Raw genomic sequence first — 15,271 nt, forward strand, 5'->3', positions numbered from 1 at the left:
GAGGGCCTTGTGCGAAGGTTGGGGGAGGGCGGGGAGGGTGTCAGAACTCGCTCCAGTCATCCTCGTCAGGGAGCGCAGTCGGTGCAGGTGCGGGCATCGGCGCCGGATTGCGGGCAAGGTTGCCCTTGACCGGCAATGACACCGGCGCGGGTGACGAAGCCGGCTTGCGCAGGGCGGCTTCATCCGCGGCTTTGGGTGCGCTCGCGGACGCAGGCGCAGCGGCGGCAAGCTGTCCTGCGCCGCTGACGCGGAATTGCGAAACGAGCTCGGCAAGGCGCTGAGCCTCGGTCGAGAGGCTGCGGGTTGCGGCGGTGGCCTGTTCCACCATCGCCGCATTCTGCTGGGTCATGCGGTCGATCGAACCGACCGCAGAATTGACCTGATCGAGATTGCTGGCCTGCGCGGCGGCGGTGTCGGCGATGTCGCCCATCTGTGCGGTGACCGCGCCGACCTGCGCGACGATCTCGGCCAGCAGCGTGCCGGTCTCGCCGACGAGGCTCACGCCTTCGCTGACATGGGCAGTGGACTTGCCGATCAGCGCCTTGATGTCGCGCGCGGCATCGGCGCTGCGCTGGGCGAGCGCGCGCACTTCGCCCGCGACCACGGCAAAGCCCTTGCCCGCCTCGCCCGCGCGCGCGGCCTCGACCCCGGCGTTGAGCGCCAGAAGGTTGGTCTGGAAGGCGATCCCGTCGATCACGTCGATGATCTGGGTGATTTCCTTGGCGGAGTGCTCGATCGCGCCCATCGCGGCGACCGCCTTGCTGACCACCACGCCGCCCTCGGTGGCGCGGGTGTGGGTCTGGGTGATGGCGCTGCGGGCCGCGCCTGCATTCTCGGCGGACTGGCGGGTGAGGGCAACGGTGGTGCCGACCGAGGCGGCGGGTTTCCTCAAGGCTGGCGGCCTGCTGTTCGTTGCGCAAGGCAAGGTCTTCGGAGGCGGCGCGGATTTCGTCCGACGAGGTGCGCACGCCGCTCGCGGTCGCCCGCACAGCGCCGATCATGGTCTCGAGCCTTAGCCACCGATGCATTGAACGCCTCGGCCAGCCGCTGATTTTCCCCACGCGGCATGCCAGAAATTCGGTGCGTCAGATCGCCTTCTGCAAGGCGATTGAGCGCCTCCGTCAGCAATTCAACCACTTCTTCGATGTGGTCGCTGGCTGTACGGACCATTTCAGCATTGCTCCGGAAGGTGGTCATCGCCGTGCTCATAGGGCCAACGCAATCCGTATGATCCGCGTGGGGGAACGGCGAGGTGAGATCGCCGGCGGCGAGCGCTTCCATGCGCACCACGGTCTCGACATACGGATCGCAAATCAGCGTCCTCGCCAATAATAGCATCCCGGTCACTGCCGTTATCGTGACCAGCGCGGCAATGACACCCGTGAGCGGCGGAGCGCTACCCAGCCACACCAGCGTCGCAGCCAGCAGATTGACCGCACCCAGCATCCCGCCCGCGGCGGCCAGCACCATGAATTTCTGGCGGATCGGTGCGTCTTTTGTGAACCAGTTCAACATTGCCACGTCCTTGAAACACGTTTGACCCGAAGGTTTATGCGACTTGGCTGAAAGCGGATTTGCGCGGCAGATCAGCGCAATTCCCTAGGTCGCGCAGCCAAACCGCGTCCGGGCGGGCAGAGTGGCACCCTTGCCGATAGGGACACCGGCAAGAATGCTCGCCAGGCTGGCGCGCCTACTGGTTGAGGTTGTCCGGGGCCGTTCAGGCCTGGCTGCGAAAGGCGCTGAGGAACACCAGCTCGCGCAGCTGGGCATCGGCCGGCAGGCCCAGCCCGGTAAGGTCGGCGACCCCGACGATCCGCTCGTTGTCGTTGCATTCGGACAGCACGATGCGATGCGGCAGGATCCGCTCGCCCGTATCGAGCGAGTAGAACGCCTGAACCACCGGGCGCAGCGGGTCCTTGCGATCCTCGTCGATGACCATCGCCAGCTTGCGGCTTTGCAGCATCACGAAGGCGCCGACGGGATACATGCCCACGACCTCGACGAACTGACCCAGAATCTCTTCGTCGAAAGCCCCTTCCTGCGCACGCAGCGCCTCCACCGCAGCGGCGGGGTCGAGACCGGGCGCAGTGCCGTTGCCAGCCAGCAGGAATTCGAAGGAATCGCAGATCGCCGCCATGCGCGCGACCATCGGGATATCGTCCCCGGCCAGCTGCTGGGGATAGCCATGGCCATCGATCCGCTCGTGATGCATCAGGCAGGCGTCCAGCACCAGCTGCGGCAGGTCGGTGTCGTTCTGCAAGACCCGGTGGCCGAGCATCACGTGCTGGCGCCACACCCGCTCGCTGCGATGCCGCAATTCGCCGAGCGAGGCATGGTCTGCCAGGGGGAGATAGTTCACGCCAATATCGAGCAGCAGCCCGGCCAGCCCGCAATTGTGAACCTCCTGCGGCGGCAGCCGCATCCGGTCGGCCAGCGCCACCATCAGCGCGCTTACCGAAAGCGCATGGCGGAAGACGTCCTCGTTCTTGAGCTTGCAGCGCATCAGCCCGCTGAATGCCTGCGGGTTTCGCCGCACCGAGGCGAGGATGTCGCTCACCACCGGCTCGACCTTGCGCACGTCGAGCGCCTTGCCGAGCCGGGCGGCGATGAAGGTCTGACCAAGCCGGTCGCGCGCCTGCTGGGCGATGGCTGCGGCTGTCTCGACCTCCTGCGCCATCGTGGTGCGCGATACGGGCGCGACCTGCGCGACCGCCCGCTGCCTGATCCGCTTGGCGCGAGAAGCAGGGTGTGCAGCGGCCTGCGCCGCACCAACGGCCTCGCATGGCGCGGCATTGGCGGCGACATCGCGTCCGCGCGACGTGTCGATCACCACGCCGCGCAGACGGCTTTCGCGGATCGCGGCAAGCCTGTCCGCGTCCTCGATCACAAATCCCGCTTTCCAGAACGGATGGTCGAACCAGCCTCCTTCGAACTTATGGACGAACATGCCCAGTTCGACTTCGGAAACGGCGACTGTCTTAAGCATCCTGTCGGCCCCTGCTGTGCGTCAATCGGCCAGAGGATTAGCGCCGCTGCCTTTGCGTTTGGCGCAGCGGGCCCTCGGTAAATCCCCTAGGTGCCGGGTGGGCAATCGTCTCAAGGTCCACTCATGCCGTGGCCGCGCCTCTGTGCTTGCCCTTAAGCGGCACGCGCGAATTTGTTCGCGGCTGCGCGATTATCGCAAGGCCGACAGGCAAGGCCGCGGGCTCCGACAGGGCGCCCCCGGCAGGGCCGCGAACGCCATGAAGAGGTTGAGCGACAATGGCCGATGTTAAGGTTCTGGTGGTCGACGATTCGGCCGCGATGCGCGCGCTGTTCTGGGACATTCTCGACAATGCCAAGGGCGTGAAGGTGTGCGGCACGGCCAAGAATGCCGACGAAGCGCGCGACCAGCTCGATGCGCTCAAGCCCGATGTGCTGACTCTCGATGTCGAAATGCCGGGCATGAGCGGGATGGAGTTTCTGGAAGAGGTGATGACGACCCGGCCGATGCCGGTGATCATGCTCTCGAGCATCACCCAGGCCGGCACCGGCACTGCCCGGCGCGCGCTCGATCTGGGGGCGGTGCATTGCTTTCCCAAGCCGCTGCACACCTCGCGCGAGGAGTTCGATGCGACCGTGCGCCAGCTGGGCGACATCGTGCTCAAGGCCGCGGCGGGCGCGCTGAAGCCCGGCGGGGAGGGGGGCGACACGGCGGCAAGCGGGGCGCGCTACCGCTCCGACGGGCGGATCGTCGCGCTCGCCTGCGGTGCGGCGGGGATCGAGAGCGCGCGGCAGGTGCTCGCCACCTATGACGCCGCCTGCCCGCCGACCGTGGTGCTGTTCGATGCCGATCCCGCCGCGGTCGAGAACGCGGTGCGTGCGATGCGCCATTCGCTGCCGTGCCAGCTGGGCGATGCGGTGGACGGCGTGTCGCTCGAGATCGGCAAGGTGTGGCTGGCGCATGACCCGACCCGCCATGTGATTATCGAGCCGGGCGAACCGCCGCGACTGCGGCTGGTCGAGCGCGATGAGATCAACGGCTGCCGTCCCTCGGCCGACCTGCTGTTCGGCTCGCTCGCCCGCAGCGGGCTGCCGGCGCTGGGCGGGCTGCTGACCGGCAGCGGCGCCGATGGCGTGCGCGGTCTGGGGATCCTCGCCGAGACCGGGGGCAAGGTTTTCCACCAGCGCCCCGCCGACTACGCCCCGCGCGACCGCTATGACGCCGTGCGCGCGCAGGGGCTCGACCTCGCCGATCTCAGGCAGGAAGCGATCCCCGAGTGGATTCTGGAGCAGACCAACGCGGCGGCGTGATCGCGCCGAAGGAAAGTGGTCGGGGAGACAGGATTCGAACCTGCGACATCTTGCTCCCAAAGCAAGCGCGCTACCGGACTGCGCCACTCCCCGACACTTTACTCATCGCCCTTCCGGTGGGCCCGGCAGGATTCGAACCCGCGACCTAGCCGTTATGAGCGGCCAGCTCTAACCGCTGAGCTACAGGCCCCTGGCTTGCGCGCAAGGCACCGGAAGACAGGACGAGCCCCGCCTCTACTGTGCGCGCGGCGGGGATACAAGCGCTCTAACGGGTAGTGGCGGCGATGATCTCTGCAACGGTGCAGCTCGATATCCCGCGCGCGGCGAGATGCGCGTAGACCGCCGCGAACCAGCCGTAGAGCGCTTCGACATCGGCTTCGGTCTTGGTGTAGGGCGTGTGGCCCGGCGCGAGGGTCGGACTGTGGAACGAGAGCACCAGCAGCGGCAGGTCGCTCCGGAGCAGAATGTCGATCCCGCGCAGCGCTTCGTCACGCGACACGCCTTCGGGGGTCAGCGCGATGCGTTCGAGCAGGCCGGCGCGCGAAAAGCCCGAATATACCGTCGGCAAATGGCGCTGCACGCGGTGGATCAGCGGCCCCACCGGGCTCAGCAGGCCCGCATAGGTGCTGCTTACTGGCAGTTCGAGCAGCGCGCCTTCGGGGTCGGCCCAGTAAGGCGCGAGCGGGTGATTGCTGTAATCGGGCCCGCCTTGCGGACTGTAATCGAACAGCGGGCGCACCGAGGTATCGATCCGGATTCCCGCCTGCTTGAGCAGGTCGGCGGTGTGCGGGCCCAGTCCGTAGCGCCCGGCGCGGTAGATCAGCGGCGCGGTGCCGAACGCGGTCTCGATCGCATCGCGTAGCATGGTGAACTTGGCCGCCTCCTGCGCGGGCGGAAGGTTGCCGGCGAAGGAATTGCGCTCGCTCACCTCCTCCTCGAAGGGCGGGTTGACCCAGGGGTGGAGTTGCACGCCGACATCGGCAACGCCGCGCCGCACGGCATCGCCAATGATGGCGACCGCGCGGGGCTCGTTCACCACCGGCCAGTCCACCAGATAGACCGGATGCGCGCCGATCGTCTCGCAAAAGGCCTGAAAGCGCGGGAGCGCGGCGAGGTGGCTGAGCCCATAGCCATCGCGGCGGAACGGGGCGCGCCAGTCGAATTCCTCTTCGGTGTCGACCGTCAGCAGCACCCGCCGCCCGAAGCCGGGCGCAAAGCGGGCGCTGCGCCCGGCGGGCGGCACCTCGAGCATCGAACCTGTCGTCATCCCCCTGACTTGCGCCTCCCGGTCGCGATCCTTTCGGCTCAGGCCGTATCTGCGAAGATGCTAGTCTCGCGAAGTAAAGGGAGCGTCAAGATCAGGTCGGTGCCTTCGCGGCCCAGCCCGCCACCCGCGGCGCGAGCTTCGGCGCGGGCGAGGCGCAGGGCAAAGCCGGTGCCGAACAGCCCGGCATTGATCGTGCTCTCGGCAGAGCGGGTGGTGGCGGCAAAGAGATTGTCCGCTGCGGCCAATGTGGCAGGAAGCTGGCACGCCAGCCGCGCCATGGCCTGTCCGCCCGGCGAGTTAAGGGATGCGAGCGTCACACCGATCCGCTCGCCCGCGCCGCATGCTGCGCCGAGGCTGGCGAGCACCCGCCAGACCAGCGCTTCGGCATCCTCGGGGTCGAGCCCGATCAACAGCGCGGTCTCAAGCGCGAAAGCGGGGTCGAGCCCGGCACCTTGCGGGGCCAGCACCGGATCGAGCTGCGCGGCGGTGCGGCGCACCAGCGCGGCCAGATCGGATTCCCCGGGCTCGATCCGCGTCGCCCCGGTTTCCAGCCGGGCAAGCCGGTCAAGCTCCTCGAACCCGGAAAGGATGCGCGCGGCATCGGCGGCGATCGCCGCGGCGAGAGCGCGGTATTCGTGCGGGGCCGGGCCGAACAGTTGTTGCTGGATCACCTCGGCATAGCCCTGCACCGCGGTGACGGGCGTGCGCAATTCGTGGAGGAGCTGGCGGATCCGATCAGCCTCGCGCGCTTCGGGCCCGGGGGTGCGCGCCGCCGGATCGGGCACCCGGCGCAGCCGCCCGAGATAGCCGGTGAAGTGCCCGTCCTCGCGGAAATGCGGCTCCGCATCGAGGCTCCATTCGCCGGTGATGGCCGGCGCGCCCGCAAGGCTCACCGCGCCGCCGCTGATCGGCTGGCGGCGGGCAAAGGCGCGGGCGATCGCGTCATCCGCACCGAACAGGCGGGTGCCCACCACCATCGGTGCGACGTCGCTGACGGCCCAGTTGATCCGCCCGGCGGTGTCGGCGGCAAAGCCGAAGCTGGACAGCGTGCGATCCGGGCGCTGCGCCAGCTCCCCCAGCGGTAGGCGGGGCGACTGTTCGAGGTCGATCGGATTATCGCCGCGGCTGCGCCGGAACTGGGCGATGCGCTCGACCAGCGCGGAGATTTCGGTGCGCCCGCTTTCGTCGCGGTCGCGGCGATTGGCGGGGGAGGGGTGCAGCGGGATGGGTTGGGCGGGGCGTGTCGCAATCGGTGCCGGGGCAAGAGTGGGCCGCGCCGCTGTCTCGGCCGAGGCCTGCGCGGCGTCATCGCTCGCTGCGGGCGCGGGCGCGGGCAGGCCGCGGTCATGCACCCCCAGCCGCGCCAGCAGCGCCTCGACATCGACCGGCAGATCGCGGCGCAATCGCAGAAACCCGCGCGCGCGCACCGGCAGGCGCGGGATCAGCGCGGCCCAATCCTCGCTGGCGAGATCGGCGCGGGTCAGGGCGGCAGCGGCGACTTCGGGCTCGTGATCGGCCAGATGCGAGGCGAGATCGGGGCTCTGGAAGCGCCAGCCAGGCTCACGGATCATCCGCGCGCGTGCGTCGGCCGGGATCGCCTCGGCGAGCGCGTCCATCCGCAGCCAGGCGGCGGCGAGCAGGCTGTGATCGTCGCCCGGCGCATGGATGCGCCTGCGGCCCAGAAGATCGAGCAATTGCCGATATTGCGTGCGCAACGATCCCTCGCCCATGGCGCGCTGGCGCAGCACGGTGGCAAGGCGATCGTCGAAAAACAAACAACTCTCCTCAATACACGCAGGCGGCGCGAATCGCGCGCATGGCCGGCGGGTGCAGCGCCGCTATAGTCGGCTTAGTCCCCGCCGTCTTATCAGGCTGGAGCATTTGTCACAGTCTGACGCGAAAGGTGCGTTGCAAAGCGGGACAATTGCTGGCAGACCTAATAATATTAGCCGAGCGAGCCATGCGGCACGCCTCTTGTTTCTTTGGGATCATAGCGCGCCTGCCTCGCCCTCCGGCCCGGCACCCTGCGCCGGAGGAGCTTAAGCCACGTGGCCAATCTCGACGATATCGACCGCCGTCTGCTGGCGGAATTGCAGGCAGAAGGCCGCGTCACCAATGTCGAACTCGCCCAGCGCGTCGGGCTGACCGCGCCGCCCTGCCTGCGCCGGGTGCGGGGGCTCGAGGAAGATGGCGTCATCCGTGGCTATCACGCCGATCTCGACCCGTCGAAGCTCGGCTTCGCGATCACCGTGTTTGCGATGGTCAGCCTGAAGAGCCAGGCCGAAAGCAGCTTGCGCGAGTTCGAGGAGCACATGCGCGCGCTGCCCGAAGTGCGCGAATGCCACATGCTCAACGGCGAGATCGACTTCATCCTGAAGATCGTCAGCAAGGACTTGCAGAGCTTTCAGGAATTTCTGACCGGCAAGCTGACGCCCGCGCCCAATGTGGAAAGCGTCAAGACCTCGCTCACTATCCGCACCGCCAAGCAGGAACCCGGCGTTCCGCTGTGAGTGACACGGCCCGTCTCGCGGAGCCTGTGACCGGGCACTGCCTCTGCGGCGCGGTGACGATCACGGTGACGGCGATGCGGTGCGAGGTCGATATCTGCCACTGCGGTATGTGCCAGCGATGGGGCGGTGTATTCTACGCCGGCGTGAAGGGCGAAGCCGCCGAGGTCACGGGCGAGGACGCGGTGACCGTCTATCGCTCGAGCCAATGGGCCGAGCGCGCCTTCTGCGGCACCTGCGGCAGCAACCTGTGGTATCGCTTCCTGCCGACCGGCAATCGCAGCTTCCTCGCGGGCCTGTTCGATCTGCCGAAGGGCTTCGGGATCGAGCAACAGATTTTTGTCGACGAGAAGCCCGATTGGTATGATATTGCTAGGGAAAGTCCGATGCTGACGGGCCCCGAAGTAATCGCCGAAGCGAAAGCGCACGGGTTCAGCTTCGATTGACCGCGGAGGAGTGCGAGACGGATGATCGACGAACCGCCGCCCGAAACGTCTATCCTCGCCGCCCCGGCTGAGGACGGCTCCAGCGCTGCGGCGCCGGTGATCGCCGAGAGGGACGATGGCACCGTGGTGATCGATCTCACCCAGCTCGTACCCCCGCTGCCCGCCGAGGAATGCATCGACGAACCCACCGATCCTCTCACCTCCGAGATCGTGGTCTGCGCCGTGACCGGCCCCTCGCCGCGTGTCGGCCCGCTGATCGGCCCGGTGGACGACGGTTTCGGCAGCGCGATCCCGCGCGCGCGGATCAAGCTGTCGGAAAATGCCGAGTTGCAGGCCAACGCCACCGCGCCGGGCGTCGGCGGCTTCAACGCGCAGGGCGGCGAGTTGCGGCTGAAGATCGACTTTTGATATAAAGGTTCGCCGATGCGAACCCACGCGCCACCCGCCCCGCCTCTCCACCCGGCCACCATAGCCTGATGGTATCATTGGTGGCCGGGTGGGGAGGCGGGGCGGGTGGTCTGAACCGGTCAGTGCAGCTTCAGCTTGGGTCGCACGATGCGGTTGACGCGGCCGACCAGCATCAGGAAGGTCGCCTTCACCCAGCCGTGGATGCCGATCAGGTGCAGGCGATACAGCGAGGTATAGATGAACCGCGCCAGCCGCCCCTCGATCGCCATGCTCCCGCCGATCAGGTTGCCCATGAGGCTGCCGACGGTCGAGAACCGGCTGAGTGACACCAGTGATCCGTTGTCCTGATAGGTGAAGTGCTTCAGCGGCTTGCCCTGCTGCATCCGCACGATATTGGCGAACACCGTTGACGCCATCTGATGCGCCGCCTGTGCGCGCGGGGGGACGGGACGATCCTCGCCCGGTGGGGTGTAGCTGGCGCAGTCGCCCAGCGCATAGATGCAGGGATCGACCGTCGTCTGGAGCGTGTCGGTGACGAGGATCTGGTTGCGGCCATTCGTCTCCAGCCCGAGGCCGGAGATGAAATCCGCGCCCTTCACCCCCGCCGCCCAGACGATCAGATCGGCTTCCATCACCTCGCCGGTCTTGGTGATGAGCTGGCGCGGGCGGGCTTCGACCACCTGCACCCCGGGCCGCACATCGACGCCGAGCACTTCGAGCTCGTGCTTGGCGGCGGCGGCCAGCTTGTCGGGGAGGGCAGGCAGGATGCGCGGCCCGGCTTCGAGCAGGGTAACGTGCATCCGGCTCTCGTCGAACACCTCGAGCCCGTAGTGCCGCAGCGCCCCGGCCGCGTTGTAGAGCTCGGCGGCCAGTTCCACGCCGGTCGCCCCGCCGCCGACGATGGCGACGCGCACCTGCTCGTTGGCTGCGGGATCGTTCATCATCGCCCGGCTGACGCGCAGGCAGTGGTTGAGCAGCCGGGTGCGGAACCGGTCCGCCTGCACGCGGCTGTCGAGGTAGAGGCAATGCTCCTTCACCCCCGGCACGCCGAAATCGTTCGAGACCGATCCCATCGCCAGCGCGAGAATGTCGTAGCGGATGGTGTGGCCCGCGATCAGTTCGCTGCCATCCTCGTCCTTCACGGGCGCGAGGCGGATGGTCTTGGCATCGCGGTCGATCCCTTCGAGGCTGCCCTGAAAGAAGCGATAGCCCCAGCGGTGGCAATGCCCGCGATAGCCGACCTCGTCCAGGTTCGCGTCGAGCGATCCGGCGGCGACCTCGTGCAGCAAGGGCTTCCAGATGTGGCTGAGATTCTTGTCGACGAGTATGATATCGTGCCGCTCGCGCCCATACTTGGCGCCGAGCCGGCGGACCAGCTCCAGCCCGCCCGCGCCCCCGCCGACGACAACAATCTGGGTCTTGCGGTTCATTCAGGCACTCCTTGGCACGACTGTGCAGCGCAATCCCGAAGCCGTGTTAGCCTGTGGCGCCGACAATTGCGCGTCAAATCAACGTAGCGCCACACAACGGATGTTGCAGTGCAGCATGAAGGCAACAGTTCGTGAGGCGAAAAACGTTTCCCAATGTATCGCGGGATGGCGTTGTTAGGCTCGCAGCGCCCATTCGAGCGGCACGGGCAGATCGGCGGAACTGAAATCGACCTGCAGCACGCGCCGCCGCGCGGTGCTGCGCGAGCGCTGCGAGGCGTGGAGAATCGGGGTGGCATAGGCCCATACATCGCCAGGCTGAGCGAGGCACGCAGCCTGGGGGCTTTCGGCCACGACCGCGGCGACATCGGACTCGGCGATGTAACCCCTGCGGTGAGAGCCGAGCGCGATTTGCAGCGGCGCGTTGTCGGGCGTGACCGCATCGAGGTGGATGCGCAGCGTCAGCATCTCCGCGATCACCGCGAAGGGTGGCTGGACATGGGGGCTGCCCTGTTTGATCGTCCATGGGCCGTAGCCCTCAACCTCCGCCCGCCCGGCCACATTGATGGTGCGATCCTGATGCCAGCCAAGCGACCAGTTGGATTGCGGCGACTTGTCGAAGGCAATGGCGCGGACGGGACGCATCCTCGCGCCGCCCAATTGCGTCACGACAGCAGCGATCGGCCCCGATCCTGTCAGGAACGAGCCCAGCGCACCAAGCTGCGTGATGCGGGTGCCGGGCGCAGACGGAGCGCTTGCGTACCAATCCTTCAAAGCCAGCAGCATCGCTGTGCCGGCGCCGGGGAAAAGCTGTGCTCCGTCCTGATCGAGCCGCAGGTCGATCAGACCTCGCGCTCCTCCAGCCACTTCTCCAGCCATTTGATCGAATAGTCGCCGTTGAGCACATCACCCTGCCGCAGCAGTTCCTGATGCAGCGGGATGTTGGTCTTGGGCCCCTCGACCACCATTTCCTCGAGCGCGCGGCGCAGGCGCATGATGCAGCCTTCGCGGTTGCGGCCATAGACGATCACCTTGGCGATCATGGAATCGTAATAGGGCGGGATCCGGTATCCGGCATAAAGACCGCTATCGACGCGCACATGCATCCCGCCCGCCGGGTGGTAATAGGTGACGAGGCCGGGCGAGGGCGCGAAGTTGAAGGGGTCTTCGGCGTTGATCCGGCATTCGATCGCATGGCCGGTGAATTCGAGCTCGTCCTGCGTTACCGACAGCGGCTTGCCCTCGGCGATGCGGATCTGCTCGCGCACCAGATCGACGCCTGTGATCGCTTCGGTCACGGGATGTTCGACTTGCAGGCGGGTGTTCATCTCGATGAAGTAGAACTCGCCGTTTTCCCACAGGAATTCGATCGTCCCCGCGCCGCGATAGGCCATGTCGCGCATCGCCTTGGAGCAGACCTCGCCCATCCGCATCCGCTCTTCGTGACTGATGACGGGGGAGGGGGCTTCCTCGAGCACCTTCTGGTGGCGGCGCTGGAGCGAGCAGTCGCGCTCACCCAGATGGATCGCATTGCCATTGCCATCGCCGAACACCTGAAATTCGATGTGGCGCGGGTTGCCGAGGTACTTCTCGATATAGACCGTGGCGTCACCGAAAGCGGCCTTCGCCTCGCTGCCGGCCTGCTGCATCAGGGTTTCGAGCTTGTCCTCGCTCTCGCACACCTTCATGCCGCGCCCGCCGCCGCCCGAAGCGGCCTTGATGATCACGGGATAGCCGATGTCCTTGGCGATCTTGCGCGCTTCGTCGAAGTCGGAAACCGCGCCGTCGGAGCCCGGCACCAGCGGCAGGCCCAGCGCGCCCGCGGTGCGCTTGGCCTCGACTTTGTCGCCCATCGTGCGGATGTGTTCGGGCTTGGGGCCGATCCAGATGATGTCGTGCGCTTCGACGATGTCGGCGAACTTGGCGTTCTCCGACAGGAAGCCATAGCCCGGGTGGATCGCATCGCACTGCGCGATTTCGGCAGCCGAGATGATGTTGGCGATGTTGAGATAGCTCTCGGCCGCGGGCGGCGGGCCGATGCACACCGCATGGTCGGCGAGGCGCACATGCATCGCGTCGGCATCGGCGGTGGAATGCACCGCGACCGTCTCGATCCCCATTTCATGCGCCGCGCGGTGGATGCGCAGCGCGATCTCGCCGCGATTGGCGATCAGGATGCGTTTGATGGCCATGAGCTTACGAAATCACCACCAGCGGCTGGTCGAATTCGACCGGCTGGGCCGTTTCGATCAGGATCGCGGTCACGGTGCCGGAACGCGGGGCGGTGATCGGGTTCATCACCTTCATCGCCTCGACGATCAGCAGCGTGTCGCCTTCCTTCACGGCCTTGCCGACCGCGATGAAGGGCGCAGCGCCCGGCTCGGGGGTCAGATAGGCAGTGCCGACCATCGGCGACTTTACGGCGTTGGTCATGTCCGGCCCGGCGGGTGCGGCAGCCTCTGCCGGAGCAGGCGCAGCGGCGGCAGCGGGCGCAGGCGCGGCGGCCACAGGGGCGGGCGCTGCGGCATAGACCGGCGCGGCCGAGGCAACGGCCCCGCGCGAGACGCGGATCTTGCGATCGTCATCCTCGACCTCGATTTCGGTGAGGCCGGTCTCGTTGAGCAGCTCGGCCAGCTCGCGCACCAGCGCGGTGTCGATGTTCATGCCCGACTTGCGCCCGTTTGCCTTGCCGGATTGGCCAGCGTCGTTTGCCATGTGTGTCCCTTGTTATGGTGCATCGCCCGTATGCCGCGCGGGACTATTGCCGCGAATTGCGGCTGGCAAGTGGCAAGGGCGGGAAATTGTGAAAGACCGGTGACGGATCAGACCCGCCCCGACGCTACGGCTTCGAGCGCGATGCGGTAGGAATCCGCGCCGTGCCCCTGGATGGTGAGCGCGGCGGCCATCCCGACATAGGAGATATGGCGGAAGGGTTCACGGGTGGTGGGGTCGGAGAGGTGGACTTCGACCACCGGGGTTTTGATCGCCTTGATTGCGTCCAGCAGCGCGATCGAGGTGTGGGTGTAGGCCGCCGCATTGAGCAGCACCGCGCGCGCACCCTCGGCCTGCGCCTCGTGCAGCCAGTCGACCAGCATGCCTTCGTGATTGGTCTGGCGCATCTCGATTTCGAGCCCGAGTTCGCGGGCGCGATCCTCCAGCATCCCGGCGATGTCGTCGAGCGTGGTGGTGCCATAAATCTCCGGCTCGCGCGTGCCGAGGAGATTGAGGTTGGGGCCGTTGAGGACATAGACGAGGTTGCTCATGGGCCCTCGCTTAGCTTGCCGAACAAATGCGGGGAAGGGGCATCGGCCAAAGCTCGATCGTTGAGGCCACCGGGCGCGGGATGTCATGAAAAAATGCCCCCGCCACGCAGGCGGGGGCATGAAGTCAGGAGCCTCCGGCTCCACGGGTCGCACCGCCTTTCTAGCAGCGGCCTGCGGCGATGCCCGTGACAAATGCTGTTAGGGGCGGGTCGGAGGATCTCGGCAGAGGATTGGCCGCAGGCGTGCTACCGGTCCACGCCCTTGACCTTCCCCCACTGGCGCGCGGCGGTGTAGCCGAGATAGCCGGTGCCGAAGAGCGCGTAGAGCGGCTCGGGCAGGCCTGCGAGGTAGGCGTTCATTCCCGCCGCGATGTCACGCGCGGCGGCGGGGTGGAAGGCGGAGAGCACCCCCATCGGCAGCGCGGCGAGCAGCAGGATATACATCACATAAAGAAAGCTCGGCCGGGCGCGGCTGGTCCAGGGGTCGGCGGAGTTCGCCTCGGCGACGATCGCCTGAAGCTGCGCCTCGATCATCTTCATTTCCTGCGTGCCTTCGAGCGCGATCAGCTCGAGCTTGGCGCGTGCCTGCGCCTCCTTGTCGGGGATGATCTTGTCGATGATCGAGGCGATGGGGCCGATGAGAATGTCGACTAGGGCCATAATGCGTGCTCCTGTTGGGTGAGTCGCGCACAAAAATGACCAGATTGGTTAGAGTAGGAAAATGATTTAACCTATTCCGTCCCTGCTTCAGCCAGCAGCCGCTGCGCCAGCGCCAGATGCGGACGGTCGAGCATCGCCCCGTCCAATGCCACTACGCCTGCGCCCGGATGATCGGCAAAGGCCTGTACCACCGCCCGCGCATGGGCCAACTCCTCTGCGCTCGGCGTGAAGGCGGCGTTGATCGGATCGACCTGCGCGGGATGGATCGCCAGCATCCCGCGGAACCCCTGCGCCCGCACCCGCCGCGCGCGGGCTGCCAAAGCCTCGAGATCGCGAAACTCGGGCTGCACCGTCTCGATCGCCGCGACGCCCGCCGCCGAAGCCCCGATCAGGCACAGGCTGCGCGCCATTTCATAGGTGTGGGAATATTCGCCGTCCGGCCCCCGCTGCTCGCGCGCGCCGAGCGCCGAGGACAAGTCCTCCGCGCCCCAGCTCATCGCGACCAGCCGCTCGCGGCCCGGATAGTCGCCCGCATAGTCGCCGGTGCGGAACATGGCTGCGGCTGTCTCGGTCACCAGCGCCGCCATCAGGGTTCGGCCGAGCGGAATGCCGTTCGCGGCCTCGAGCGCAGTAAGATAGTGGTGCAGCTGGGTGATGTCGCCGGCACCCTCAGCCTTGGGCAGGAACACACCGCCGGGGCGCGCGGGGATGACCGCGACCAGATCGGCGATGCAGGCGGGGGTGCTGACCGGATTGATCCGCACCCACAGCCGCGCGCGGTTCTCCGTCGCAGTGATCTGCTCGCACACCATCGCGCGCGCGGCGGGCTTGTTTTCGGGCGCGACCGAATCCTCAAGATCGAGCAGCGCGATATCGGCAGTGCCAGCAATCGCCTTGCCCATCTTCTTTGCACTGTCGCCCGGCGCGAACAGCCATGAGCGCATTTTCGGCAGGGCAAGTGCGGTGTGGGCCATCGGGGCAATCCTCTCGTCGTTGCCACA

16 protein-coding genes and 2 tRNA genes are annotated in these 15,271 nt (G+C 67.0%); 4 read left to right on the forward strand and 14 right to left on the reverse strand.

What is annotated here, in order from left to right; genetic code table 11:
• Nucleotides 1-40: 40 nt before the first annotated feature.
• The 3 genes from BZF59_RS10335 to BZF59_RS10345 all read right to left on the reverse strand — a co-directional run bounded on the left by BZF59_RS10335 (nucleotide 41) and on the right by BZF59_RS10345 (nucleotide 2,986).
• The gene (locus BZF59_RS10335; protein ID WP_245806108.1) at nucleotides 41-892 is read right to left on the reverse strand and encodes a methyl-accepting chemotaxis protein; all 852 of its coding nucleotides are present in this window, start codon (nucleotides 890-892) and stop codon (nucleotides 41-43) included.
• Nucleotides 889-1,515: a HAMP domain-containing protein gene (locus BZF59_RS10340; RefSeq protein WP_086608163.1), complete on the reverse strand. Its 627-nt coding sequence runs from the start codon at nucleotides 1,513-1,515 to the stop codon at nucleotides 889-891. The genes BZF59_RS10335 and BZF59_RS10340 overlap by 4 nt, the downstream gene beginning before the upstream one ends.
• 202 nt (nucleotides 1,516-1,717) lie before the next feature.
• On the reverse strand, nucleotides 1,718-2,986 hold the full coding sequence (locus BZF59_RS10345; RefSeq protein ID WP_086608164.1) for an HD-GYP domain-containing protein: 1,269 nt from the start codon (nucleotides 2,984-2,986) through the stop codon (nucleotides 1,718-1,720).
• A 275-nt stretch (nucleotides 2,987-3,261) separates the two neighbouring features.
• Between BZF59_RS10345 and BZF59_RS10350 the strand changes: the two genes are divergently transcribed.
• Entirely contained in the window at nucleotides 3,262-4,293 is a 1,032-nt protein-coding gene (locus BZF59_RS10350; RefSeq protein WP_086608165.1) for a response regulator, read from the forward strand.
• A gap of 16 nt (nucleotides 4,294-4,309) precedes the next feature.
• Here the strand turns inward: BZF59_RS10350 and BZF59_RS10355 are convergent.
• The 4 genes from BZF59_RS10355 to BZF59_RS10370 form a co-directional block, all read right to left on the reverse strand.
• Nucleotides 4,310-4,386: transfer RNA gene (locus BZF59_RS10355), tRNA-Pro, on the reverse strand.
• Between the two features lie 24 nt (nucleotides 4,387-4,410).
• Nucleotides 4,411-4,483 (reverse strand) — tRNA-Ile (locus BZF59_RS10360).
• 75 nt (nucleotides 4,484-4,558) lie between these two features.
• Nucleotides 4,559-5,560 carry a polysaccharide deacetylase family protein gene (locus BZF59_RS10365; protein ID WP_086608166.1) on the reverse strand — a complete coding sequence of 334 codons (1,002 nt, stop codon included), beginning with the start codon at nucleotides 5,558-5,560 and terminating at the stop codon, nucleotides 4,559-4,561.
• 38 nt (nucleotides 5,561-5,598) lie between these two features.
• Entirely contained in the window at nucleotides 5,599-7,335 is a 1,737-nt protein-coding gene (locus tag BZF59_RS10370) for a histidine kinase dimerization/phospho-acceptor domain-containing protein (protein WP_086608167.1), read from the reverse strand.
• 273 nt (nucleotides 7,336-7,608) lie between these two features.
• Here BZF59_RS10370 and BZF59_RS10375 point away from each other — a divergent pair, with 273 nt between their 5' ends.
• The 3 genes from BZF59_RS10375 to BZF59_RS10385 are packed head-to-tail and all read left to right on the forward strand — an operon-like array spanning nucleotide 7,609 to nucleotide 8,921.
• The gene (locus BZF59_RS10375) at nucleotides 7,609-8,070 is read left to right on the forward strand and encodes an Lrp/AsnC family transcriptional regulator (RefSeq protein WP_068862764.1); all 462 of its coding nucleotides are present in this window, start codon (nucleotides 7,609-7,611) and stop codon (nucleotides 8,068-8,070) included.
• Nucleotides 8,067-8,513: a GFA family protein gene (locus tag BZF59_RS10380; protein WP_245806109.1), complete on the forward strand. Its 447-nt coding sequence runs from the start codon at nucleotides 8,067-8,069 to the stop codon at nucleotides 8,511-8,513. The genes BZF59_RS10375 and BZF59_RS10380 overlap by 4 nt, the downstream gene beginning before the upstream one ends.
• A gap of 21 nt (nucleotides 8,514-8,534) precedes the next feature.
• Entirely contained in the window at nucleotides 8,535-8,921 is a 387-nt protein-coding gene (locus tag BZF59_RS10385; RefSeq protein ID WP_086608168.1) for a hypothetical protein, read from the forward strand.
• Nucleotides 8,922-9,040: 119 nt separating this feature from the next.
• Here BZF59_RS10385 and BZF59_RS10390 read toward each other — a convergent pair whose 3' ends face one another.
• The 7 genes from BZF59_RS10390 to BZF59_RS10420 form a co-directional block, all read right to left on the reverse strand.
• On the reverse strand, nucleotides 9,041-10,351 hold the full coding sequence (locus BZF59_RS10390) for an NAD(P)/FAD-dependent oxidoreductase (protein ID WP_086608169.1): 1,311 nt from the start codon (nucleotides 10,349-10,351) through the stop codon (nucleotides 9,041-9,043).
• A 174-nt stretch (nucleotides 10,352-10,525) separates the two neighbouring features.
• The gene (locus tag BZF59_RS10395) at nucleotides 10,526-11,227 is read right to left on the reverse strand and encodes a phytanoyl-CoA dioxygenase family protein (protein WP_143738143.1); all 702 of its coding nucleotides are present in this window, start codon (nucleotides 11,225-11,227) and stop codon (nucleotides 10,526-10,528) included.
• Nucleotides 11,191-12,540 carry an acetyl-CoA carboxylase biotin carboxylase subunit gene (accC, locus tag BZF59_RS10400; protein ID WP_086608171.1) on the reverse strand — a complete coding sequence of 450 codons (1,350 nt, stop codon included), beginning with the start codon at nucleotides 12,538-12,540 and terminating at the stop codon, nucleotides 11,191-11,193. The genes BZF59_RS10395 and accC overlap by 37 nt, the downstream gene beginning before the upstream one ends.
• A 4-nt stretch (nucleotides 12,541-12,544) precedes the next feature.
• On the reverse strand, nucleotides 12,545-13,063 hold the full coding sequence (gene accB, locus BZF59_RS10405; RefSeq protein WP_086608172.1) for an acetyl-CoA carboxylase biotin carboxyl carrier protein: 519 nt from the start codon (nucleotides 13,061-13,063) through the stop codon (nucleotides 12,545-12,547).
• A 107-nt stretch (nucleotides 13,064-13,170) separates the two neighbouring features.
• Complete coding sequence (locus BZF59_RS10410; protein WP_086608173.1) at nucleotides 13,171-13,611, reverse strand: type II 3-dehydroquinate dehydratase; 441 nt, start codon at nucleotides 13,609-13,611, stop codon at nucleotides 13,171-13,173.
• A gap of 245 nt (nucleotides 13,612-13,856) precedes the next feature.
• Nucleotides 13,857-14,270, reverse strand: coding sequence for a holin family protein (locus BZF59_RS10415; RefSeq protein ID WP_086608174.1), 414 nt, complete (start codon nucleotides 14,268-14,270; stop codon nucleotides 13,857-13,859).
• Between the two features lie 71 nt (nucleotides 14,271-14,341).
• Nucleotides 14,342-15,244, reverse strand: coding sequence for an HpcH/HpaI aldolase/citrate lyase family protein (locus tag BZF59_RS10420; protein WP_245806110.1), 903 nt, complete (start codon nucleotides 15,242-15,244; stop codon nucleotides 14,342-14,344).
• Between the last annotated feature and the right edge of the window lie 27 nt (nucleotides 15,245-15,271).

Origin of the sequence: Erythrobacter donghaensis (genome assembly GCF_002155425.1) — a bacterium.
Lineage (GTDB): Bacteria > Pseudomonadota > Alphaproteobacteria > Sphingomonadales > Sphingomonadaceae > Erythrobacter > Erythrobacter donghaensis.

What these genes read in the sequence shown, in the direction of transcription:
- BZF59_RS10350 (WP_086608165.1), top strand. Translation starts at nt 3,262, where the DNA reads ATGGCCGATGTTAAGGTTCTGGTGGTCGACGATTCGGCCGCGATGCGC.
- BZF59_RS10345 (WP_086608164.1), bottom strand. Translation starts at nt 2,986, where the DNA reads ATGCTTAAGACAGTCGCCGTTTCCGAAGTCGAACTGGGCATGTTCGTC.
- BZF59_RS10395 (WP_143738143.1), bottom strand. Translation starts at nt 11,227, where the DNA reads ATGGCTGGAGAAGTGGCTGGAGGAGCGCGAGGTCTGATCGACCTGCGG.
- BZF59_RS10415 (WP_086608174.1), bottom strand. Translation starts at nt 14,270, where the DNA reads ATGGCCCTAGTCGACATTCTCATCGGCCCCATCGCCTCGATCATCGAC.
- BZF59_RS10385 (WP_086608168.1), top strand. Translation starts at nt 8,535, where the DNA reads ATGATCGACGAACCGCCGCCCGAAACGTCTATCCTCGCCGCCCCGGCT.
- BZF59_RS10410 (WP_086608173.1), bottom strand. Translation starts at nt 13,611, where the DNA reads ATGAGCAACCTCGTCTATGTCCTCAACGGCCCCAACCTCAATCTCCTC.
- accB (WP_086608172.1), bottom strand. Translation starts at nt 13,063, where the DNA reads ATGGCAAACGACGCTGGCCAATCCGGCAAGGCAAACGGGCGCAAGTCG.
- accC (WP_086608171.1), bottom strand. Translation starts at nt 12,540, where the DNA reads ATGGCCATCAAACGCATCCTGATCGCCAATCGCGGCGAGATCGCGCTG.
- BZF59_RS10420 (WP_245806110.1), bottom strand. Translation starts at nt 15,244, where the DNA reads ATGGCCCACACCGCACTTGCCCTGCCGAAAATGCGCTCATGGCTGTTC.
- BZF59_RS10365 (WP_086608166.1), bottom strand. Translation starts at nt 5,560, where the DNA reads ATGACGACAGGTTCGATGCTCGAGGTGCCGCCCGCCGGGCGCAGCGCC.
- BZF59_RS10340 (WP_086608163.1), bottom strand. Translation starts at nt 1,515, where the DNA reads ATGTTGAACTGGTTCACAAAAGACGCACCGATCCGCCAGAAATTCATG.
- BZF59_RS10390 (WP_086608169.1), bottom strand. Translation starts at nt 10,351, where the DNA reads ATGAACCGCAAGACCCAGATTGTTGTCGTCGGCGGGGGCGCGGGCGGG.